This window comes from Hirschia maritima DSM 19733, from assembly GCF_000378345.1.
Lineage (GTDB): Bacteria > Pseudomonadota > Alphaproteobacteria > Caulobacterales > Hyphomonadaceae > Hirschia > Hirschia maritima.
Map to the genome: position 1 here is coordinate 210,516 of NZ_KB899545.1, position 23,291 is coordinate 233,806.

The window sequence follows — 23,291 nt, forward strand, 5'->3', positions numbered from 1 at the left end:
CATAGAGGCAATAAGTGATTTATGGTATGAGCAATTGGAAGAAACGAAAGAGGGAAACTATGGATAACATCAATTTATCGAATTTTCGTTCGTACTAGAAACTCACATCTTCTCTCATTAACCACACTTGGCGTATAAAAGGTTTCGTCCTACACATTATGGTTAAGAATCAAAAAGACCAGATGTGTAAAGAGTGATATGAGCGACGACGAATTCAAGACAGAAGATGAAAGAGCCGGCATTTTCGAAGAGCCGATGTCTGAAGCGCTATCCAAGCGTTATCTGGCTTATGCTTTGTCGACGATCACCTCGCGTGCGCTGCCTGATGTGCGCGATGGCCTCAAGCCGGTTCACCGCCGTTTGATGTACGCCATGCGCTTGCTGCGCTTAAACCCTGAACTGGCGTTTAAAAAGTCTGCCCGTGTAGTTGGGGATGTGATCGGTAAATATCACCCGCATGGTGACGGTGCGATTTATGACGCGCTTGTGCGTTTGGCGCAGGATTTCAACGTGCGCTTTCCGCTTGTTGATGGGCAGGGGAATTTCGGGAATGTCGATGGCGATACAGCAGCCGCCATGCGTTACACGGAATCGCGCCTGACACCTGCGGCTATGCTCTTGCTTGAAGGGCTAGACGAAAACGCGGTCGATTTTAAAGAGACATATGATGGCGGCGATGAAGAACCAGTTGTGTTGGCGGCGGGTTTCCCAAATCTACTGGCCAATGGATCTTCCGGTATCGCTGTGGGGATGGCCACAAGCATTCCGCCACACAATGCGGCTGAATGTATTGATGCGTGTATCCATCTGATCGAACACAAAAGCGCAACGACTGAAGATCTTTTGCAAATCATGCCAGGGCCGGATTTCCCAACGGGTGGTGAGATTGTTGAAGACAAGGACAGCATCCTAAAAGCCTATGAAACAGGGCGCGGTGGTTTCCGCATGCGTTGTAAGTGGGAAAAGGAAGAAGTTGGCCGCGGTTCTTGGCAGATCGTCGTGACGGAAATTCCTTATCAGGTGCAAAAGTCCAAGTTGATTGAGCGTCTTGCCGAACTGATCGAAACGAAGAAAGCGCCATTGCTATCAGATGTGATGGATGAAAGCGCAGAAGACATTCGTGTTGTTCTCGTGCCGCGCAACAAGCTGGTTGATCCGGAAGTCTTGATGGCGAGCCTTTATAAGCTTTCTGACCTTGAGAACCGCTTTTCTCTCAACATGAATGTGCTCGATCATAATGTGCCGCGCGTTATGGGGCTTAAGCAGGTATTGAAAGCATACCTTAATCACCGTCAGGAAGTGATTGTCCGCCGTGCACAGCACCGCTTGGACAAGATTGAAGCGCGCTTGCACATCCTTGATGGTTTGCTCAAAGCCTATCTCAACATTGATGAAGTGATCCGCATTATCCGGTTTGAGGATAATCCAAAAGCAGAGTTGATGAAGACGTTTGGTCTTTCTGAAATCCAGACGGACGCCATCCTGAATATGCGTTTGCGTGCATTGCGTAAGCTGGAAGAAATGGAAATTCAGGGCGAGCACGACAAACTGTCCGCTGAGCGCGATAAGCTAGTTCAACTTCTTGGGTCGGAAGCGCGCCAATGGACAGAGGTGAAGCGTCAGCTCAAAATCGCGCGTGAAGTGTTTGACCCTGAATCCGATCTTGGGCGTCGACGTAGTCTCTTCGGAACTGCAGTTGAAATTGATGCAGACGCAGCGCTGGAAGCATTGATCCCGAAAGAACCAATCACAGTTATTCTTTCCAAGATGGGGTGGATACGCGCGCTTAAGGGACACAATCAGTCTCTTGAAAAACTCAAATTTAAAGATGGCGATGAATTAGGGTATACATTGGAGTGTCAGACGACTGACAAAGTCGTGCTGCTGGCTTCGGGGGGCAAAGCTTTCACGTTCGCTGCGGACAAATTGCCTAGCGGACGTGGACACGGTGAGCCAATCCGTTTGTCAGCTGATTTGCCAGAGGATGAAACCATCATCGCTATGATTACCCCGCAAAAAGGGCGTCAGCGCGTTGTCGCATCAACAGCGGGATATGGATTTGTTGTTGATGAGGAAGAACTCATCTCGCAAAAACGCGGCGGTAAAGTCGTGCAAAACCCGCCGTCCGGGGCAACGTTTGCATTCTGTCCACGCGTAGAAGGTGACATGGTGGCAGTCATTGGCGACAACAAGAAAATCCTATTCTTCCCATTATCTGAATTGCCAGAAATGGCGCGTGGTAAAGGTGTGAAGCTACAGAATTACAAGCAAACCGGCGTTCAGAATGAGCAATTGATGGATATCGCTACATTTGATTCTGAAGATGGTTTCTTCTGGCAGGATAGCGGCGGCCGTAATATCTCCATGAATGATTGGAAAGAGTGGGTTGGTAAGCGCGCTGCGGCGGGTAAATTGGCACCGAAAGGTTTTAACCGTACTGGAAAGTTCAGCTAGACCTTTTGCAGAGAATGCAAATTGTGTTTAGTGTTTTCCTTAAAGGTATAAGTGTTTATTTCTGAGGGGAAACACGATGACACCATTATATGTAGTTCTTGGCGTAATCGCGCTGATCATTGTCTATTTAATTGCGCTATACAACGGTCTAGTGGCCAAGCGTCAGCAATGTAATGAATCCTTTTCAGGAATTGATGTTCAGCTAAAGCTTCGTCAAAATCTTGTGCCTAATCTAGTTGATACCGTGAAGGGCTATGCCTCACACGAGCAAGAAACACTGGATCAAGTTATTTCAGCGCGTAATTCAGCAATGTCAGCAAATGGTCCTGCAGAAGCTGGGGCAGCAGAAGGCTTACTAACGGGTGCCCTTGGAAAATTGTTTGCCTTGTCTGAAGCGTATCCAGACTTAAAAGCCAACACGAATTTCTTGCAATTGCAGAATGAGCTTTCTCAAATTGAAGACAAGATTGCTGCAGCTCGCCGTTTCTATAACACAGCGGTTGGCGATTTTAACACTGCGATTGAGCAGTTTCCAGCGGTTATGTTAGCAGGCGGTTGGGGCTTTACTCAGCGCGAATTTTTCGACCTCGGAGAAGAGCAACGCGAAGATCTTTCAGTGGTTCCTGAGGTGAAGTTTTAGGCTACATGAGCGAGCGTAACTGTTTCAAACTCGGTGCTCTCTTTGCGCTCCTTGCGATTATGCTTGGAGCGTTTGGTGCGCATGGATTGAAGGCTGTGCTAGACGAGGGGCAACTCGCGACATTTGAAACAGGCGTGCGTTACCAGTTTTATCATGCGGTCGCTTTGTTCATCACCGGATTTTTGATGATGCAGGTGCATGGGCAAATATGGCTCGAGCGTGCAGGTTATTTCTTTTTAGTGGGAATAATTCTTTTCAGCGGATCGCTTTATTTATTGGCATGTCGAGATATCCTGCCTACCCCTAATTGGATTGGGCCAATTACACCTCTTGGTGGTTTGTGTTTTATGATTGGTTGGGCGTTGGTATTCGTTTCTCAATTAGGCAAACGAGAAGACGAAGATTAACCGCCATAACCTCTCATGAAGTTATCAATCTTTGGACGCACTTTTAGAAAAGCGCGATAGAGGTCCTCAAGGATAGCCTCTAAAGCTCCGTTCTGTGCTGCTTTTCCGAAAGGGCGTAGCAACGGAATAGCGCGCCACATAGTCGCTATGGCGCGTGCACCAGACAGAGTTTCTGCATTTTCGGTCACATGAAAACGAGCTAGAATGATTTCCCTGTCCAAAGGTAGTGAAGCATCATCGTCAGACGCATCAACAAAGTTGATTGCATCTCGTTTATCCAAACGGCGCATTAGTGCGATCTCTTTGACGCATAAAGGGCTTTGCCCATCATACCAAACGGTGAGTGTGTGTGTATCTTCAGCCATACCCTTAGGTTAGCATAATATGCGTAAGAAACCATTTAAGTGGCCTGCGACATTTAACTGATTAAAGTAGTTACCAGTTGAGGAATGAACATCACTGCGAGTAGGGCAATCATTTGCAATCCGATGAAAGGAATTGCTCCATGCCAAATGTCAGGTGTTTCGATTTCGGGCGGTGCTGCACCTTTTAGGTAAAACAGTGCGAAGCCAAATGGTGGTGTCAGAAAACTTGTCTGCAGATTTATCGCCATCAAGATCGCCAGCCATATCGGGTCTGCTCCCAGCATGATTAGGGGAGGTGCAACAAGAGGTACAATGATGAATGTGATTTCTAGGAAGTCGAGAAAGAACCCCATGAAGAACATGACGATCATGGTGACAATAAGTGCACCCCACATCCCGCCAGGAATATTGACGAGCATGTGTTCGATAAATTCATCTCCGCCTAAACCTCTAAAGACGATAGAAAACAGGCCTGCACAGATGAGGATGAGAAATACCATTGAGGTAACTTCAGCAGCGCCGTTCAAAGATATTTGTAATTTCTTTTGATTGCTCAGCGTGAATAGGGAAGCAACTATTCCAGCCACGATGAGGCCGCAAATAGATGAAGCGTAAATCTTGCCAAATGCTGATTGAGTAAAGAAGTCACTAGGTGGAGCATCTTGTGGAAGATTGCCGACTATGCCCAGCTTGATCCCCCAAACGGTCAGAATGAGTAGGATGAGCGAACCCGCGCCTGCAAGGCTTATCTTCATCAACCAACCGGGATTACTCTCATCCATTCGCATACGGATACCGGCGAGAAGGATAGCTCCAATAGCTCCAACAGCAGCGGCTTCTGTCGGAGAGGTAAAGCCACCAAGAATTGACCCAAGTACAGCTATTATGAGTGTCATCGGGGCAATAAACGCAAAAGCAGTGCGCGCTGGGCTAGGTGTCTCTATTCCCAGATCTGCGTCTGCAGTTTTAGAACGTGCAGGCATAGAGTTTGGCTTGATGAAAGCCATTAAAGCTAAATAGGCGAGGTATAACCCGACAAGCAATAAGCCGGGTAATATTGCACCAGAGAAAAGGTCTCCAGCACTCACAGGTGATGGAGGTTGTCCCATTGTTTGGCGCGCCTGCGCATTTGCATTGGATATAGTGTCAGCCAATACAATCAAAACAATGGAAGGAGGGATGATTTGTCCAAGTGTGCCTGATGCAGCAATCGTTCCTGTTGCAATGCGTTTGTCATAACCTTGTTGGAGCATGCTTGGCAGGGCTATTAACGTCATGGTGACAACTGTTGCGCCTACAATACCTGTAGAAGCAGCGAGAAGAGCTCCCACAAGCACAACGGAATATCCCAACCCACCTTTGACGCCTGCAAGCATACGTCCTGTAGCATTGAGAAGGTCTTCCGCGACTCTAGATTTTTCAAGGACTACGCCCATGATTACAAAGAGTGGGACTGCAGCTAAAACCTGATTGCTCATATTGCCGAGAATTCGACTTGGCCAGAATATGAGGGCACGAGGTTCAAAAACATCGAAAGCTACACCAAGGGCCGCAAATACAAGTGCAATGCCGCCTAGAGTAAGAGCGACATGATAACCCGTGAGCAAGGCAGCAAATGCCGCAACGAACATAAAAATGTGGAGATAATCACCCATCAGTTTTGATCTCCACTTTCTACCTTCAAATCGGGCAAGTTTTTTATGACGCCGACTGCTCTCAACGCATTCGACCAACCTTGCAAAATCATGGTGACAGCAAAGACGGGAACCAATGTCTTAAAGAGGAAGAGCAGGGGCAATCCATCAGGTTCAGAGGAGAGCTCCATACGCCCTGATAAGGCACCCCATGCGCGTGCCAGTGTAGGTTCATAGGCATCGAGTATCAGTATCATGAGTGGGAATAGCATCAGATATGTACCGATAAGATTGACTATTGCACGTTTCTGATCAGAGAAATTGGAATAAAAGATATCTACACGGACATGTCCGCCAGATTTGAGCGCTCCAGCCGATGCTAAAAGGAAGCATGTCGCGAAAGCGTATATCCAGATGTCTTTGAGCCATCCAAAGCTTTGACCAAATACATAGCGCATTAAAACAGCTGTAAGCATGCCTGCTGCCATGAGAAAGCCAGCCCAACCGGCAATATTTAAAAGCGCTTTACTCAAGCCATCTATTGCGTCCGCCATTGGTTTGAATTTGTTGCTAAACTTTGGAAAGAACAACAATAACAAAGGAATGAACAATAGAGGGGATAGAATAAGGCCTACATAATGCAGGCCTTTTCCGATGAGTAATGCGATATCAGACAATTTGATTTACCGAGCGATTGCTCAATTCCCTTTTGAACGTGAATTCAGGAATGGGCCGTCGGCGACACTTCCCCAAAGAGAGTTTGCCGCAAGCGCATTTTCAAAACTCTCATAGATCTTCTTTTCTAGGGCACCACCGCTTCCTGCCTGTGCGCGAACATTTTTAGAGATTTCGCTGATGCGTGAGAGAATTTCTGGCGAGAATGTGCGCAGCTTCACATTGTGCTCATCCACTAGCGTTCTTAAACTAATAGAGTTTTGATAGGTAAACTCACCTAATGATAAATGGTTTGCTTCGTTGCAAGCTGCACGGATGGCACGTTGCTGGCTTGGAGTTAAGCTATCCCAGACACCTCTATTCATGCCGCAGGCAAGTGAAGAACCAGGTTCGTGGAATCCTGGGCCATAATAATACTCAGCCTGTTGATAGAAACCTAGCGCAAGGTCATTCCATGGGCCCACCCATTCAGTCGCATCTATCTGACCTGTTTGTAGCGCTTGATAAATTTCACCTCCGGCGATGGTTTCTGCCGCTCCACCCAGCTCGCGTACGATTTGACCACCAAGGCCAGGAATACGCATTTTGAGGCCTTTAAAATCGTCTAATGAGTTGACTTCTTTGCGAAACCAGCCGCCCATTTGTTGGCCTGTATTTGCGCCTTGGAATGCGATGACTCCGTATTGGCCGGATAATTCTTCCCATAATTCTTGGCCACCACCGAAATCGATCCAACCCATAATTTCACTGGCTGTCATTCCCATGGGTACAGCCGTAAAAAAGTTGAATGCTGGTGATTTGGATTGCCAATAATATTCCGCACCGTGATACATATCAGCTGCGCCAGATGCCACATCGTCAAATGCTTGAAGTGCTGGGGAGAGTTCACCAGCTCCATAGACTTTGATTTCTATTTCGCCATCTGTCAGCTCTTTGACACGCGCCGCGATTCTCTCAGCAGCAGTGTAGAGGCCGGGCAGTCCTTTGGGCCAAGTTGTGACCATTGTGAGCTTACGCTTTTTACGGACCACTTTGGGAGATTGTTTATCATCAGCAGCAGTCGCATCATTGCCACCACCACATGCTGCGAGGGCGGTTGCGGCTAATCCAAAACCAACACCGCCTAATAAGCCGCGCCGTGTTGAATCCAAAGCTGTCTCTTTATTTATTCCGTTTTTCTTTTTCGGAGTGTTTGATGATTCTGTCACGCCGCTTCTCCCCGTATATTTTTATATGTCTTAACGTGAATACTGGTTAGGAATTGTCTTCGTCAAGAAGGGGACGCCAATCATCTCCTTCACAAACCTCTAGCGGTCTGAAATTCGCTTTATATCCCATCTTGTCTGAGCCTTTGACCCAATATCCAAGATAAACGTATGGAAGACCTAATTCTTCGGCCAGTCTAATGTGGTCTAGAACCATATAAGTGCCAAGACCGCGTGTTGTTTCATTGGGTGAAAAGAAGGAATAGACCATGGAAAGCCCATCTTTGAGCACATCAGTTAAGGCGGTTGATGTGAGTATTCCTTCATCGGATGAAAATTGTTTTGGCTGTCTATATTCAAATACGACAGAACGAACCGGGCTTGCATCGACCATATTTATATAGTCTCGCATCGTCATATCATTCATGCCGCCATTATCATGTCTGCTATCAAGATATTTTTTCAACAATCTGAATTGTTCATTGCTAGCAGTTTTGGGGCAGGGAGTTCTCGTTAAATCGCTATTCTTTTTAAGCACACGTCTCCACCGTTGAGTCCATTTGAAGTTTTTCACATCTATTCGGACTGATTTGCATTCCTGACAAGAAATACAAGCTGGTGAATATGCAATTGTCTGGGATCGTCTAAAACCAACTCTGGTTAGCACATCATTCAATTCAACCGCATTGTGAGTTGATAGATTTGCGAAGACTTTTCTTTCTTTCCGGTCGGGAAGATAGGGGCATGGTTGTGAGGTCGTTATATGAAACCTCACACTTCGCGCCACTTCAGGTGGAATTGAGAATGTGTTTTTATTTTCTTTCATTCAGCACTATTATGCCGTGCCTAAGTCAAATTGCCAGCCCGCAATGAGTGTAAATATCACCCAAATTAGCAAAACTAATGGCGTTCCGAACTTGACATAGTCTCCAAAACGATAATGTCCCGGTCCCATAACGAGCAAATTCGTCTGATAGGCGATTGGCGTCGCAAATGCACAATTGGATGCGTAGATCACAGTTAACACAAATGGTGTTGGATCTATATTGAGTTGATGTGCTGTAGCAATGGCTATTGGGGTGAAAATAATCGCAGTTGCGGAATTAGATAACAGGTTGGTGACCAGTGCAACTGTGATGAATAGAATCGATATGATGGCAAGCGGACCATAAGGTGCAGCTATGTCGACCGCTTTCTGCGCAACAAAATCAGCAGCGCCTGTCGCTTCAAGAGAAGCTCCCATTGCAAGTGCGGCGGCGATTAATAAAAATATGCGTAAATCCAATGCGCGCGCCGCTTGACGAATGTTAAGACAGCCAAATCCAATCATGGCGACCGCGCCCAACAAGGAAGCGTGCAGAATATTTAGAATTCCTGTGGCTGCCATGATGACAACTGATAGAGCAATTAGTCTGGCATAAATAGCTTTGGTGACATCAGGCAGATCTGTTCGTGACCAGTCCAATAAAAGAAGGTCGCGGTCTGTTCGCATCTCATCAAAGGCTTGCCGCGTTCCGCATAATAAGAGTGTATCACCCGATTCTAGTCGAATTTCACCCAAGCGTGCTCTGATCATTCTCGATCGGCGTTGCACTCCCATAACAACAGCGTCATTGCGGCTGGCATATCCCATTTGGTCGATAGTGCGTGCAATTAACCTCGAACCGGGCGAAACCACTGCTTCCGAAAGGGAAAGTGGAGGAGGATTGCCTGACGCTTCATCGTAATTTTCGAAGCCAGAGCGCCAAATTGAACGCAATAGTTTGGGGCGGCGAGACAGAACCTCTGTCAGTGATTTACGAGTAGCCGCAACGATGATGAGATCACCCGGGCGAAGAGTGAGATCTTCAAATGGCGGGAGGACAGTCTCATTTCCGCGTTGAACCATTCTTACTGTCATATTGGGAAGGTCTGGGAACATGCCAGCGACTGATTGTTTACCTTCCATAGGGTGATCTGGTGTCACCTCAATTTGCGCGATGAACTGCTTTCCTGTGCCTTTCGCTGCAGCTTCACCTTCGGCTTCTCTGTTGGGCAAAAGGATAGGCGCGAATATGGCGATGTAGGTAAGACCTACTGCTGCGAGCATGAGGCCAATTGGTGATAATTCAAAAAAGCCTAATTCGCGACCTTCTATACGCAGTAGTGTTTCAGCAGCCAGAAGGTTAGTGGATGAACCTATAAGAGTAGTCATCCCTGCCAAAACTGATACAAAACTAAGTGGAATCAATAGTTTAGATGGCGCTGCGCCAGTGCGTGTCGCAATTGCTGTCATGATAGGGAGAAACATCACTACAACTGGCGTATTGTTGACGAAGGCAGAGGTTACGAAGACTGCAAAAAAAGCCGCAACGAGTGTCATTCGGGGAGCAACTTCATAGGATTTCAGCAATCTCTGCGAGGGGCCATCAAGCGCTCCGGTTTGGAACATGCCTTGTCCTATGACGAGCAGGGCCATGATTGTAACGAGAGCCGCATTACCAAATCCACTTAATATTGTTTCTGGAGGAATTGGTTCCCCATTTGCACCCACAGCAAATGGAAGAGCGAAAATCAATAGCAATCCGGTCACGATGCCAACTGAAACCAGCTCCATCGAAATGCGCTCATACATATACAGAATGATTGCTAGGACCACGACCCCTAGACTGATCCACATCGTTAGAGCAGATGTTATTTGAGTTAAGAGCATATTTCGTCCAGTGGCTTTTGAGCAGGCTGTTTGCTTACAAAGACACTAAAACCCCCGTAAATTGAATGTCTAGTCAGATTTTCTAACGCTTATAATGAATGGTCACTAGGAAGCACAGGGGATTCTCTTAGAAGAACAATCGAAATTCGTCTGTTCCCCGGTAAATCTGGGTCATCAGGGTAAAGTGGTTCTGATCCCGCCTTACCTGACACTTGGAAAACCCGTTCTGCATCAAGTCCTGAATTTTGAAGGATTTGACGAGCGGCGTTTGCACGGTCAGACGATAACTCCCAGTTTGAATAATTCTCAATACCTGTAGGCAGGTCACCAGTATGACCCGAAATCGAGATGCGGTTAGGAAGCTGCATTACAACTTTTGAAACTGCAGAGAGTATTTTTTCGGCACGCGGAAGAGGTTTATTTGATGCAGCCGCAAACATTGCGCGGCCTTCTTGATCGACTATTTGGATGCGCAAACCTTCAGGGGTTTGGTCAATAACCACGTGTTTAGAGAGAGCTGCAAGGTCTGGCATATCTTGCATGGCTTGTCTTAGAGATTGTTCAGCGCGTTCAAATTGGGCCTGTTCGCGCATTGCAATAGCTTTGCTCAGTGCGCTTTTGGAAACTTCTTTGCTTTTGGCTTTTTCGTCTTTTGTGCTTCCGGGGTTTTTCGTCGATGTCCTGCGTTTTGAAGCTGTCTGCTTGCTTTCAGGCATAGGGCGGTTTGTACCGCCGGAGCGAGCACCATCGTCTTGGAAGCTTGTACCGCCAAGCATTCCGTCAGAACCTTGTTTGGACTTGGAAACACTTGCAGGCGCAAAATAGTCTGCAATACCGCGCTTCTGATCCGGAGATGTTGTGTTGATCAACCACATTAGAAGGAAGAAAGCCATCATAGCGGTCACGAAGTCAGCGTAAGCAACTTTCCATGCTCCACCGTGGTGACCACCACCAACGACTTTTTTGACCTTTTTAATGACGACAGGTTGTTCATTCGACATGCGTATACAATCTCAACTAGTCAAAATTCGAATATTTGAATGAAATTAGTTGCTGATGGTTAAGGGGGAGTGCACGAATTAGCCAATCAAACAAAAAAATGGATAGTATTTCTATTGTGACGAAAGACTCTGGCTGTAGCAGAAAATACTGCTATTCATTTGCTGGATAGTTAGATTTACTTCGGTTGAGGAGATTTTGTGATGGCTAATTGTGCATTTCTTGGTTTGGGAGTAATGGGCGGTCCTATGGCAGGTTGGCTGGCCACAAAAGGACATTCCGTAAAAGTTTGGAATAGAACACACGTAAAAGCTGAAGCATGGGCGAACAAATACAATGGCATTGCCTGCGGATCACCACTTGAAGCTATAGCAGATGCCGATTTCATAATGATGTGCTTAGGCGATGACCCTGATGTGGATGCCGTTTTTGAACAAATAGAAGCTGGCCTGAAGCCTGGGATGATTGTTATCGATCACACCACAACATCAGCTGATCTCGCGAAACGAATTGCCAAGAAATGTTCGTCAAATGCAGCTCATTTTATTGATGGACCGGTTTCAGGAGGTGAAGCTGGTGCAGTGAATGGAAAATTGACCGTCATGGCTGGCGCGGATCAGGATGTGTTTGAAAAAGCAGTTCCGGTAATGGAGGCCTATGCAGCCACTATTACGCGCATTGGAGAAATTGGAACGGGGCAATTAGCGAAGTCTGTCAATCAGATTTGTATTGCTGGTGTCTTGCAAGGACTGTCCGAGGGGCTTCATTTTGCCATGAAGCATGATTTGGATACAGATCAGGTTCTCAAAGCCGTCTCTGGCGGATCTGCTCAATCATGGCAGATGGAAAACCGTGGTAAAACCATGGTGGAAGGCGAATATGAGTTTGGTTTTGCCGTTGATTGGCTCAGAAAAGACCTACGCATTGCGCTTGATGCCGCGCGCCAATCTGGGGCTAGTCTGCCTGTAACGGCCATGATTGATCAATTCTATGCAGATGTTCAGAAAAAGGGTGGTGGACGTTGGGACACCTCTAGTTTATTGACTCGCCTTAACACTGATAGCGATATCAAAAAGGGCTGATTATGAAGTTTGAACGTTTTGGGAACAAGGCTGATTTAGTTGAACGCGCATATGAGATCGTGTTTGAAGTGCTGGATGTTGGGCTTGCGCAAAATGGCGCTGCCAGCTTGATGTGTTCGGGTGGTTCGACGCCTGGACCACTTTATGAGCAGTTATCTGCGACTGACCTTGATTGGTCAAAAATTAAAGTTGGCTTAGTCGATGACCGTTGGGTATCTCCCGACCATGACCGTTCAAACCAAAAACTCCTCAACAATACTCTGTTGAAAAACAATGGCGCAGCAGCCAAGTTTTATCCGATGTTTGTTGAGGGCAAGTCTGCTGCTGAGGCAGTGGAGCAACGGGCCGCTGAGTTTGCTGAAATAAAATTGCCACTAGATGTTGTGATTTTGGGGATGGGGCCTGATGGACATTCTTTATCTTGGTTTCCAGAAGCTGACGGGCTGATAGAAGCGACTGATCCATCTAATGACAAACTAATTGCCGCGGTTATGGCGAACCGATCTGAGGTGACGGGTGATGAATTGGAACGTATGACTCTAACTTATAAAGCTGTGGCGAATGCTAAGAATGTAATCTTGATGATTACAGGTGAAGACAAGTTAAAAGTCTTCGAAGACAAGAGTACTGATTATCCTGTTCGTCTTGTGGAAAAGGCTGCCGGTGATCGTCTCATCATTTTATATGCTTGATTGACCTATAGCGATCAAAAGCTGTGCAAATGCGTGTCATATATCACGCATTTGCCGCAAATTTGGCACTAAAACTGCATTAAATTATTCCATAATTAAGAAAATGCTCTCATGCTGTTTGAGCGTTTGGTGGCAAGTTTTGCCTGAAAAACCGACTTCAAAGTCAGGGCGCTGTTTCTCGTCTAAATTGAATTCACAATCACTGAAATAATTATCACATCCTTGTAACATATGCATTTTTTCTCTTTGCGTATTTGGAAATGCAGGGCATGATTCACCTGTAACGAGTTTTGTCTGAACAGGAGGTGTCATGCCTAGAATGCTTCAGGTTGGAACTTCTGGGCCTTTGTGCCTAGTCGAAACACTACCCGCCTTGGAGGGCGACGGTCTCGTTACAATTCAACCCAATTTCAAAATTAATTTCTCTAACTTTAGGACGGAGCGACTAGAATGAGCGAACTCTTTGACTCTTATACACGCGCCTTTGAAGCCCGTCGCGAAACAGTGATGAGCCTTCAGGATTATCTGGAGGGCTGCAAAAGCGACTCACTAATGTATGCAGGACCACACGAAAGATTGCTGGCCGCCATTGGTGAACCGGAAATGGTGGATACTTCCAAAGACCCGCGTTTGGGTCGAATCTTTATGAATAGAACAATCCGCGTTTATCCAGCCTTTAAAGAATTTTTCGGCATGGAAGAAACAATAGAACGTATCGTGGCGTTTTTTCGCCAAGGTGCGCAAGGTTTAGAAGAACGCAAACAAATACTTTATCTATTAGGCCCAGTAGGTGGCGGTAAGTCTTCCCTCGCAGAACGCGTGAAGTCACTCATGGAAGAGCAGCCGGTCTATGTACTCAAGGCAGGTGACGATTTATCACCGATTTTTGAAAGTCCATTGGGACTGTTTGATCCTGAAATTTATGGTGAGCAACTCTCCTCTGAGTTCAATATCCCAAAACGTCGTCTGACGGGGTTAATGAGCCCATGGGCACTTAAAAGACTAGATGAATTTGGTGGTGATATCACCAAGTTCAAAGTCGCCAAGTTAATGCCTTCTCGTTTGCGGCAGACAGCTATTGCTAAAACCGAGCCCGGCGATGAAAACAATCAGGATGTGTCCTCACTCGTTGGGAAGGTGGATATTCGCCAGCTTGAATTCCATTCTCAAGATGATCCGGATGCATATTCTTATTCTGGTGGTCTAAACCGCGCTAATCAAGGTGTACTTGAATTTGTGGAGATGTTTAAAGCTCCGATCAAGATGTTGCACCCATTGCTGACAGCGACACAAGAAGGAAACTATGTTGGCTCTGAGAATATCGGTGCAATTCCTTACACGGGAATTATCATGGCCCACTCCAATGAAAGTGAGTGGAAATCCTTTAAGAACAACAAAACCAATGAAGCGTTTATCGACCGTATTTATGTGATCAAAGTTCCATATTGTTTGCGTGTTGAAGAGGAAGTGAAAATCTACGAAAAACTCGTTGGATCATCGGAGCTTTCAGAAGCGCCTTGTGCACCAGGCACATTGGAAATGTTGGCGCAATGTTCAGTGCTTTCTCGTCTGAAAGAGCATGAAAACTCTACACCTTATGCGAAGATGCGCGTTTACGATGGTGACAGCCTAAAAGATGTCGACCCCAAAGCACGCACAATGCAAGAGTATAAGGACGTAGCAGGTGTCGATGAGGGGATGAATGGAATCTCCACACGTTTTGCTTTCAAAGCGCTCTCGGCAACGTTCAATCATGATACAGAGGAAGTTGCGGCTGACCCCGTGCATCTCATGTATGTGATGGAGCAAGCAATTAAGCGTGAGCAATTCCCTGAGGAGGTCGAAAACGCGTATCTCGGCTACATAAAAGGTGAATTGGCACCGCGTTATGCGGAGTTTATCGGCCATGAAATCCAGAAAGCATATTTGGAAAGTTACCATGATTACGGGCAAAACCTGTTTGACCGATATGTTGATTATGCTGACGCTTGGATTGAAGATCAGGACTTTAAAGATCCAGATACTGGTCAGCTATTAAACCGCGAGTCTTTGAACCAAGAGCTTTCGAAAATTGAAAAACCAGCTGGCATAGCAAACCCAAAAGACTTCAGAAACGAAGTGGTGAAATTCACTTTACGGACACGTGCCAACAATAAGGGTGAGAACCCAAGTTGGACATCCTATGAGAAAATCCGAGAAGTAATTGAGCGCCGTATGTTTGCTCAAGTGGAAGAATTGCTGCCGGTTATCTCATTTGGTTCTAAAAAGGACTCCGACAGCGAGAAGAAGCACAATGAGTTTGTTCAGCGCATGGTAGAGCGTGGTTATACCGACAGGCAGGTAAGACGCCTCGTTGAGTGGTATATGCGCGTGAGACAAGCGGGGTGATGATACATGCATATTATCGACCGACGACGCGAAGGAGGTAAAAGCCTTACTAACCGACAGCGATTTTTAAAGCGGTCTAAAAAACTGGTTAAAAAAGCGGTGAAAGAGGCAGCCTCCGGGCGTTCAATCAAAGACACGGGCAAGGGCGGGGATGTTGTTATCCCCGCAGACGGTGTTCACGAACCGTCATTACGTAAAGGCCGTTTTGGTGGTCGCCGTGAACGTGTCCTTCCCGGTAACAAGGAGTATCTGGAAGGAGATCGCATTGAGCGCCCTGAGGATGGCGAAGGTGGTGGAAGTAAAGCTTCTGACGGTGGCGAGGGACAGGATGACTTTACATTTAACCTCTCCAGTGAAGAGTTTATGGAACTTTTCCTTGAAGACTTAGAGTTACCTGATCTTGCAAAACGTCAAGTCATGGGTGTTGAGGATGTTATTCCTGAACGTGCAGGCTTTCAATCGTCTGGACCGCCCACATCAATTGCTATCGGCCGAACTATGAGAAATTCCATGTCTCGGCGGATCGCGCTAAAACGCCCGCGTGAGGGTGAAATTGAAATAGCTGAAAAAGCCCTCGCCAAGCTTAAAGTTGATGACGCACCTTCTGCCAAAATTAAAACAGCGCAGGATAAGATTGATACTCTGAAACGGCGAAAGAAGTTCATTCCGTTTATTGATCCAATTGATGTGAAGTATCGCCGTTTCGAAGGTGTGCCACAGCCTGTTGCGCGGGCAGTTATGTTTTGTCTGATGGATGTTTCAGGGTCTATGGACAAACATATGAAAGATTTGGCAAAGCGATTTTATAGCTTGCTCTATTTGTTCCTTCAGACACGCTATTCACGCGTGGAGGTGGTGTTCATCCGGCATACGCATGAGGCTAAAGAAGTCGACGAGCAAACATTCTTCTATAGCCGTGAAAGCGGCGGAACGATTGTGTCGACCGCACTTGAGGAAATGTTGGAGGTTGTGAGAGATCGTTTTCCTGCCGACCAGTGGAATATATATGCTGCTCAAGCATCAGATGGAGATAATCTGCCGTCAGATAACCTTAAAACTGTGAGCATGCTTCAAGATGTGATCCTGCCGCTCTGTCAATATTACGCTTATCTTGAAGTTGGAAATGACGAGCAGCAACGATTCCGAATGTCCGGTGATGAAGAGACCGGGTTATGGCGTGCTTATCATCACCTTGTTGCATCCGGCGGTGATGTCGCCATGCGAAAAGTAAAACATCGCCGCGAGATTTTCCCTGTCTTTGCAGACTTGTTCAAAAAACGCGAAACCGCGAGCGAGGCTGCGTCTGCCTAATTAATTTATTTGAAGAAAGTGTGAGATCACATGACCGCACAGGAAAAAGTAAAAACCGACGAAACATCCCAAAACAATCTCTTGTTTGAAGAGGCCGACTGGGATGCCGCGTTGATTGATAAAGTCTACAATGCGATTGATGAAATTGCGATTGGTGAGATGAAACTGGAACCGTACCCCAGTCAAATCGAAGTGATTACATCCGAGCAGATGCTTGATGCATATGCTTCGACCGGAATGCCGTTGTTTTACAATCACTGGAGCTTCGGAAAACAATTTGCCTACAATGAAGCCATGTATCGCAAAGGGTATCAGGGGCTAGCCTATGAGATTGTAATCAATTCAGATCCATGTGTTTGTTACATAATGGAAGAAAACTCTGCAACTATGCAGACACTTGTGATTGCGCATGCCGCCTTTGGGCATTCGCATTTCTTCCGAAATAATTACGTCTTCAAGCAATGGACAGATGCCAGCGGGATTATCGATTATCTCGCTTTTGCGAAATCATTTATCGCGAAGTGTGAAGATAAATATGGGCCGGATGAAGTAGAGAAAGTACTCGACTCAGCCCATGCGCTTCAGTCTCATGGTATTCATCGCTATCCCAAGAAACGTCAGGCTAGTTTAGCCGAGGAGGCAGACAGAGAACGATTGCGCCGCGAGCATGGAGAAGCATTGTTCAATGATTTGTGGAGAACGGTTCCTGATAAAGAGAAAAAACAAGTTACTGAAGATGAGGCTATATTAGCGCGTCAACGCGAAATACTTGGATTGCCCGAGGAAAATATTCTCTATTTTTTGGAAAAAACAGCACCACGCCTTGAGCCTTGGAAGCGAGAAATATTGCGGATTGTGCGATTAATTGCACAGTATTTTTATCCGCAACGACAGACCAAAATGATGAATGAGGGATGTGCCACATACACGCATCACCGGATCATGACGCGTTTGCATGAAAAAGGGCAAATTTCAGACGGAAGTTACTTGGAATTTCTTCATTCTCATTCCGGTGTCGTTATGCAGCCAGAGTTTGATGATCAGCGCTTTAGCGGCATCAATCCTTATGCATTGGGTTTTGCAATGTGTGAGGATATAGAACGCATATGCAATGAACCAACTCATGAAGATTTAGAATGGTTTCCTGACATTGCGGGGCGCGGCAATCATATGGAAGTGCTAAAGGATATTTGGGCAAACTTTCGAGATGAGAGTTTTGTACTGCAGTATCTTTCACCGCATTTGATCCGTAAGCTCGGCTTGTTCCATATCGTGGATGATAGCGAGGAAGATGAAATTGAAGTTGCTGCTATCCATGACGAACGAGGTTACCTAAAGGTACGCCGTGCGCTTTCTCGAGATTATGATGTGTCACGAGCGGATCCAAATATTCAGGTATCGGATGTGGACCTCGCGGGAGACCGTTGCTTAAACCTCACGCACTATATTTCTGAAGGCGTGTTGTTGGATGCAGACGACACGTGGCGGGTTATGCGCCATCTATGCAATTTATGGGGCTATCCCGTTGCTCTTCGGGAAGTGGATCCAAACGGCAAAGTTGTTGAAAAATACGTGTTGGATCCAGAAGATGCTTAGATAGAGGTTAAGCTTTGTGACGGGCTACCATACGACTAATGTGAGCTGCAGAAAGCAAGATTACACCACTAATCGTGAGGTTTGTTTCGTAGGCTTCAAACATTTCAACAAACGCTCCCAAAATAAGCAGGGTGCCACCGGTTAGTATGAGAGCGACAATAGCAGGCGTCAGTCGTTTTGCATTCTGAGATGTGAAGAATACAGATGCAGAGACTGGGATCGCAATGAGCACCAATAATTTGTGCACCATCTCATTCTCTGAAAACGGTCCAAGAAGTGGAAGCGCAGACACTAGAAAGGGAAGAAGCAAACAGTGAGCTAGGCACAAAAATGACAAAGCAACAGCAGTGATGTCTGCCCAGCCTGAAGCGGGGGGAGTTGTCTGTACTTTCAATTTGCTCTCCAATAAGGGTCTTGAATTGTATGAGATTAGAGATCTGAGAAAGAGCTCAACATCAATCTTCCATATTGTAATAGTGTAACGAAGCGAAATATCAATAAGCTAGTTGCGTATTAATGCATCAAAGCAGGGGATAACGTTTAAGAATAATATATTTTGGCGAGATATTTCGGGGATACACCAATTGAATATGCAGTGAGAAATACAACATTCAGCAACTGCGTCTTTATGAGCCCCTTTGACATAAATCTTTCTGCAGATGTCGTGATGCAGGTATTCGATTTTTGCACAATACCCAGCTTTTTCAGTTTTCGACGCAAATCAACATCTTCAAAAAGTGGCTCTTGAGAGCATCCGCCTATTTTCTGATAGTCGCGTTGTCTAAAGAAATATCCCTGATCACCAAATGTTGTGAGCTGACAATCAAACCGGCTAAAAAATTCATACAACTTCAAAATAGGGTGATCAGTAGAGAACTTTAGATGAAAGCAACCAAGGGAAACTTTCGGGTTTTTCATTGTGGTGATTATTTGCTGTTTTACATTTTCAGTAATTACGGAATCTGCATGAAGGATCCAGAAAATGTCTCCCGTGGCTATTGCGGTGCCTCCGCATATCTGAATGCCGCGGCCTCGAGGGCTATTTAGAAATTCTACTCTACTGTCAGTAAGGAGCGCCTCTATACCGCCGTCTGTGCTTCCCCCATCCGCGATAATTATTTGATGAAAATTCAGTTCTGAAAGTTGTTCAACCAAAGGCAAAACAGATTTGATGTTATTGAGGAGGGGGATAATGACACTAATTGTGGGGGGATGTGTCATGAATTCGCCTACTCGGTGAGACTAATCGATTGAATAGCGGCCGCTTGCTCAGAGGCTTTTCTGACGTTTTTCAATATTTTGGGCGTGTCCTTAAACAAAGCGCGATTGATCATAAAGCGTGGGACTGGAATGTTGGTGGCTAGTTTGGACTCATAAAAAAGGCGTGTCTTTCTACCTTCGTCTATTCCTATGAAAATCCAACGACCCTCCATGACTTTTAAATCTCCCCCAACGCGTTTGAATACAATACTTTGTGGGTAGATATAATCTGATGAAAATTCGTTTTTTGTTTTTGGCCAGAGGCGACTTAGGGAAAAAACGTGAAGTCGCGTATCGGAAATGACTTGGCCATTTTCGTTGGTTGAAGATTCCAACACTTCACATTTTTTGAGTTTGGGAACGATATTGGGCGCGTTGGCGCAATCCACCATAATTTTCCAAACGACTTCAGGAGGGGCATTGATATCAATGGCTGCTTTCACGCTGCCAGAATTGATGCCGTCTTTGGATTTTTTGGATTGGCTCTCAACGAAGACATCGCCACTCTCCAGAGTAGCGATATCCTCGTCAGACAATACCGGTTCGGCTATTGTTTGAAAGGGGACTAATAGCCAAACTAATATTGTTATCGAGAATAGCCTTCTAAGCACTTTTTTTGCCTTCTTGTATCAATGTACATCACTCGGAATTAGTGTTGGGCGAGTTTAACTTCCAACTGTATTTGTATTTATGGATAGTGGAAATGTTGGCCAATTTTTCTTTGAGAGCGGGTGATGCGTATTGTTGAATATGCGCAATGACATTTTCATCTGTAGTCCCAAAATCTTCTTTAAACCATTTATAGATAGATGAAACTTGGAGCCTATTTTTGGCGAAGGTAACACCGCGAGGGTGGTTCACATAACTGATTGCTGCTTGCGTTAGCTTTTCGTCCAATCCTTCCACAATAAAGGGCGTGGTTGAAAGGTTTGGGCACCCGATTGATGCGCAATTTACGGCATAGTGAACACGTGGTTCGTTCCAGAATTTACGAAGAATGCCATGTTCTACATTGTCCAAAGAAAGCTTTGTGCCATTTACTGTAATAAGCTTTTTCTTCCATGGGCCGGGTAGGAGACCCGATCGTATTTTGAGAATTGAACTGACTGGATATTTGTTCAGGATTTCATCTACTGTAACGGCATTGTACATGTTTACCCAATAGACAAAGGCTTCTTCTTTGTTGAGTGTTGTGGGGTCAATCATTTCCAAAGATTTGATGTAAGACTTCAATAAAGCATGTGCTTCAGTGGTCACCGCTGCGTAATCAAATTGAACTTGATTGTCTTCTGTTACTGTTGTGAATTTTTCCAAAAAGTCTGCCCAAAGGGATTGGTCAATGATTTGAGAGCTGGCGTCATCATATGAATTGAAGTCGCTTAGCTTGCTTTGCGCATTTGCGGCAAAAGGGGCGGTCATCAGGGTGAGCAATAAAGTAAGTGTTGAGATGAGAGCCTTCATAGAAAACCTTTGGTACTTGAGAATTTCGTTGTCATCAAAGGTGCAATAGAGCGGGTACACACACAATTCACAAATGGGTGAGCGAATAAAAGAGTAAAAAATACAAAGGCCGCAACACATGACATGTTGCGGCCTTTTTCTATTTGCGTTTCCTAAACCTAGTTTGGAGTTTAGAAGCGTCCACTAATTGTGAAGCGTGCATTTAGCGGTGCGCCAACAGTAGCTTGGTGCGTGCTGTGTGCGTTCGGGAAGTATGTTTCATCAGTCAGGTTTTCGATGTTTAACTGAAGACGGAACTGTTCTGAGATGTCGTAATAAGCCATTGCATCCACACGAGTGTACGCTGGCAAAGTTGGGTGACCAGAGGCGTCAGTTCCAATATCTAAGTCAGAGATAAAAGATTCATCCTGATATGTAGCACCTAGACCAAGACCGAATTTCTCGTTGATGTCGTAGGCACCCCAAACAGAGAATGTGTTTTCAGGTAATTCACGAGGAATTTCGCGTCCTTGGTCGGTTTCTCCTTCAAGATAGCTGTAGCCAGCTGTAATGAAGAATTGTTCTGTGATGTTCCCCTGAATTTGAAGTTCTACACCTTCAACTTCAAGACCTCTAATTTCAAGTTGTTCACTGTTAATGTCGTCTCTGTCTGCGCGCGTTTGTTCATTTTGGAAGTATGCAGCAGTAAAGCTAATGCCTTCAATGAAATCCCATTTAACACCAATTTCGGCCTGTTCGAAGTAATCAGGATCAAGAGTTGCAGAAAGATCGCTAATGTTCGCAAATTGTCCACCTGAACGAGGTAAGAAGCTTTCGCTATAGCTGGCGTAAAGAGAGAGATTTTCGATTGGCTTTACAACAATACCTGCTCGAGGAGAGAATTCTTCATCTTTACGGCTTCTTGGCGTGGTTTCGACGGTGGTACCATTTGTGTCGTTGTATAGACTTTTGTTAACTTCATCAGCTGAGAAGTCGAAACTGTCAAAACGTGCGCCCAGAACAACATCAATGTATTGATTGATCTCAATCTGGTCTTGGATGTAGAGGGAGAATACTTCAACATCAGCCTCAGTTTTGTCGTTCAGGTTTGTGAATGCCATAGAAGTTGCTTCATTGGAGGCATTCACGCCGACACCATTGCTGAAGTTTAAAGGGGCAGCGATGAAGAATGTTTCACGGTCATTTCCAGTGGTGTCGAAAACAGGGTTATATCTATCGTTGTTGTTTTCAGATTGAATGTATTCAACACCACCAATGATAGTGTGTCCGATGCTTCCTGTTGTAAATTCGCTTACAAGGTTACCTGCAACCACAAAATTTGTGCGTTGGGTAGTGTCTACGTAACCATCTAGATCAACTGTTTCTGCGCCACCAAAATCGTCATCACTTGCTGTGTAGTTGGCCGCATAGAAATTGCGGTAAAGCTTATCATAATCACCGTAGGAAACCGTGAAGTTACCTTTGAGATTATCAGAGAATGTGTGTTGTAGGCTGGTACGCAAAATGTAAGCGTCCAGTGTAGTTGTGTTTAGTTCAGGGTCACCGAAAACGATGTCTTTTAGGCGTTCAATCGGCTCACCATCAGCGCCTGTTGGAATACCACGGTCGATGAAACGTTCATGGTTTAGGTATTCCGCCGATAAGTCCCAAACCGTGCTGTCGCCAATATTAATGCGCGCCGTTGGGTTTATGCCGAAATTGTCACCATCAAAGAAGTCGCGGTCGTTTTTAAGGTGCTCATAATAAGCGTTTACGCGGAATGCTGCTTGATCATTGATAATGAAATTGCTGTCGATTGAGCCTTCATATCCACCAAATGAATCAATGCCGGCTTTGTATCCTGTGAATTCTTCGCCAACTTTGGCTTTTTTAGTTACACGATTAAGGACACCACCTGTTCCGCCACGGCCAAATAGTAACGCGTTGGGACCACGCAGGATTTCAACTTGTTCTAGATTGTAAAGTGGGCGGTAGTACTGAACATCATCACGCACACCATCGAGATAGAAATCAGCCGTGGAGCGAACGCCGCGGAAAACAACAGCGTCACGGTGGCCTTCACCTTGAGATGAATTTACCCCAGGTGTGTAATTAATGATGTCTTCTACACTGTTGAAACCACGTAGGTTAATCTGTTCAGCATCAACGATTGATAGGCTTTGTGGCACGTCGATAATTGGGGTGGGGGCTTTTAGGGAGTTAACTTGGTCAGCATACAAGTATTGGCTCGTAACAACTGTAGTTTCTTGTTTCAGTGGAGCTACATCGTCTGCGTGGCTGACGCCAGTTGAGATTGCGCTGGCTGCTAGGGCTGCACTTGCGTAGAGGGCGGCTTTTTTCATTATACTCTGACCTAATTGCGAATAATTATTAAGAACGCAATAGCTTCAGTTGAGAATGAAAATCAACTGTAAAAGTGACACACTTTGC

General features: G+C 45.6%; 20 protein-coding genes. 8 read left to right on the forward strand and 12 right to left on the reverse strand.

Annotated elements, in window-relative coordinates:
• Nucleotides 1–198 precede the first annotated feature (198 nt).
• From parC to F551_RS0106385, 3 genes are all read left to right on the forward strand, one after another.
• Nucleotides 199–2,454, forward strand: a complete 2,256-nt coding sequence (gene parC / locus F551_RS0106375; RefSeq protein WP_018996660.1) for a DNA topoisomerase IV subunit A — start codon at nucleotides 199–201, stop codon at nucleotides 2,452–2,454.
• 76 nt (nucleotides 2,455–2,530) lie between these two features.
• Nucleotides 2,531–3,094 carry a LemA family protein gene (locus tag F551_RS0106380; protein WP_018996661.1) on the forward strand — a complete coding sequence of 188 codons (564 nt, stop codon included), beginning with the start codon at nucleotides 2,531–2,533 and terminating at the stop codon, nucleotides 3,092–3,094.
• Between the two features lie 5 nt (nucleotides 3,095–3,099).
• Nucleotides 3,100–3,501 carry a DUF423 domain-containing protein gene (locus tag F551_RS0106385; protein ID WP_018996662.1) on the forward strand — a complete coding sequence of 134 codons (402 nt, stop codon included), beginning with the start codon at nucleotides 3,100–3,102 and terminating at the stop codon, nucleotides 3,499–3,501.
• Here F551_RS0106385 and F551_RS0106390 read toward each other — a convergent pair.
• The 7 genes from F551_RS0106390 to F551_RS0106420 all read right to left on the reverse strand — a co-directional run bounded on the left by F551_RS0106390 (nucleotide 3,498) and on the right by F551_RS0106420 (nucleotide 11,073).
• Nucleotides 3,498–3,866 (reverse strand): thiol-disulfide oxidoreductase DCC family protein, encoded by a 369-nt coding sequence (locus F551_RS0106390; protein WP_018996663.1) that lies wholly within the window; start codon nucleotides 3,864–3,866, stop codon nucleotides 3,498–3,500. The genes F551_RS0106385 and F551_RS0106390 overlap by 4 nt on opposite strands.
• Nucleotides 3,867–3,919: 53 nt before the next feature.
• Nucleotides 3,920–5,521, reverse strand: a complete 1,602-nt coding sequence (locus F551_RS0106395) for a TRAP transporter large permease (RefSeq protein ID WP_018996664.1) — start codon at nucleotides 5,519–5,521, stop codon at nucleotides 3,920–3,922.
• Nucleotides 5,521–6,177: a TRAP transporter small permease subunit gene (locus F551_RS0106400; RefSeq protein ID WP_018996665.1), complete on the reverse strand. Its 657-nt coding sequence runs from the start codon at nucleotides 6,175–6,177 to the stop codon at nucleotides 5,521–5,523. The genes F551_RS0106395 and F551_RS0106400 overlap by 1 nt, the downstream gene beginning before the upstream one ends.
• Before the next feature lie 21 nt (nucleotides 6,178–6,198).
• Nucleotides 6,199–7,383 (reverse strand): TRAP transporter substrate-binding protein, encoded by a 1,185-nt coding sequence (locus F551_RS0106405; RefSeq protein ID WP_018996666.1) that lies wholly within the window; start codon nucleotides 7,381–7,383, stop codon nucleotides 6,199–6,201.
• Between the two features lie 46 nt (nucleotides 7,384–7,429).
• A complete protein-coding gene (locus F551_RS0106410; protein WP_018996667.1) occupies nucleotides 7,430–8,206 on the reverse strand; it encodes an arginyltransferase in 777 nt (258 codons plus the stop codon).
• 9 nt (nucleotides 8,207–8,215) lie between these two features.
• Nucleotides 8,216–10,072 carry an SLC13 family permease gene (locus tag F551_RS0106415; RefSeq protein WP_026296690.1) on the reverse strand — a complete coding sequence of 619 codons (1,857 nt, stop codon included), beginning with the start codon at nucleotides 10,070–10,072 and terminating at the stop codon, nucleotides 8,216–8,218.
• An 89-nt stretch (nucleotides 10,073–10,161) separates the two neighbouring features.
• Nucleotides 10,162–11,073, reverse strand: coding sequence for a flagellar motor protein MotB (locus F551_RS0106420; protein ID WP_018996669.1), 912 nt, complete (start codon nucleotides 11,071–11,073; stop codon nucleotides 10,162–10,164).
• A 201-nt stretch (nucleotides 11,074–11,274) separates the two neighbouring features.
• Between F551_RS0106420 and F551_RS0106425 the strand changes: the two genes are divergently transcribed.
• The 5 genes from F551_RS0106425 to F551_RS0106455 all read left to right on the forward strand — a co-directional run bounded on the left by F551_RS0106425 (nucleotide 11,275) and on the right by F551_RS0106455 (nucleotide 18,140).
• Nucleotides 11,275–12,153, forward strand: coding sequence for an NAD(P)-dependent oxidoreductase (locus F551_RS0106425; RefSeq protein WP_018996670.1), 879 nt, complete (start codon nucleotides 11,275–11,277; stop codon nucleotides 12,151–12,153).
• 2 nt (nucleotides 12,154–12,155) lie between these two features.
• On the forward strand, nucleotides 12,156–12,845 hold the full coding sequence (gene pgl / locus F551_RS16350; protein ID WP_018996671.1) for a 6-phosphogluconolactonase: 690 nt from the start codon (nucleotides 12,156–12,158) through the stop codon (nucleotides 12,843–12,845).
• 450 nt (nucleotides 12,846–13,295) lie between these two features.
• On the forward strand, nucleotides 13,296–15,233 hold the full coding sequence (locus tag F551_RS0106445; RefSeq protein ID WP_018996674.1) for a PrkA family serine protein kinase: 1,938 nt from the start codon (nucleotides 13,296–13,298) through the stop codon (nucleotides 15,231–15,233).
• A gap of 6 nt (nucleotides 15,234–15,239) precedes the next feature.
• Nucleotides 15,240–16,544, forward strand: a complete 1,305-nt coding sequence (locus F551_RS0106450) for a YeaH/YhbH family protein (protein ID WP_018996675.1) — start codon at nucleotides 15,240–15,242, stop codon at nucleotides 16,542–16,544.
• A 30-nt stretch (nucleotides 16,545–16,574) separates the two neighbouring features.
• The gene (locus F551_RS0106455; RefSeq protein ID WP_018996676.1) at nucleotides 16,575–18,140 is read left to right on the forward strand and encodes a SpoVR family protein; all 1,566 of its coding nucleotides are present in this window, start codon (nucleotides 16,575–16,577) and stop codon (nucleotides 18,138–18,140) included.
• Between the two features lie 7 nt (nucleotides 18,141–18,147).
• Here F551_RS0106455 and F551_RS0106460 read toward each other — a convergent pair whose 3' ends face one another.
• The 5 genes from F551_RS0106460 to F551_RS0106480 form a co-directional block, all read right to left on the reverse strand.
• Nucleotides 18,148–18,534 carry a MerC domain-containing protein gene (locus tag F551_RS0106460; protein WP_033404760.1) on the reverse strand — a complete coding sequence of 129 codons (387 nt, stop codon included), beginning with the start codon at nucleotides 18,532–18,534 and terminating at the stop codon, nucleotides 18,148–18,150.
• A gap of 146 nt (nucleotides 18,535–18,680) precedes the next feature.
• On the reverse strand, nucleotides 18,681–19,361 hold the full coding sequence (locus F551_RS0106465) for a TIGR04283 family arsenosugar biosynthesis glycosyltransferase (protein ID WP_033404695.1): 681 nt from the start codon (nucleotides 19,359–19,361) through the stop codon (nucleotides 18,681–18,683).
• An 8-nt stretch (nucleotides 19,362–19,369) separates the two neighbouring features.
• Complete coding sequence (locus tag F551_RS16355) at nucleotides 19,370–19,936, reverse strand: SRPBCC family protein (RefSeq protein ID WP_018996679.1); 567 nt, start codon at nucleotides 19,934–19,936, stop codon at nucleotides 19,370–19,372.
• Nucleotides 19,937–20,039: 103 nt separating this feature from the next.
• Entirely contained in the window at nucleotides 20,040–20,861 is an 822-nt protein-coding gene (locus F551_RS0106475) for a DUF547 domain-containing protein (RefSeq protein WP_018996680.1), read from the reverse strand.
• A 170-nt stretch (nucleotides 20,862–21,031) separates the two neighbouring features.
• Nucleotides 21,032–23,203 (reverse strand): TonB-dependent receptor, encoded by a 2,172-nt coding sequence (locus F551_RS0106480; protein WP_018996681.1) that lies wholly within the window; start codon nucleotides 23,201–23,203, stop codon nucleotides 21,032–21,034.
• Nucleotides 23,204–23,291 lie beyond the last annotated feature (88 nt).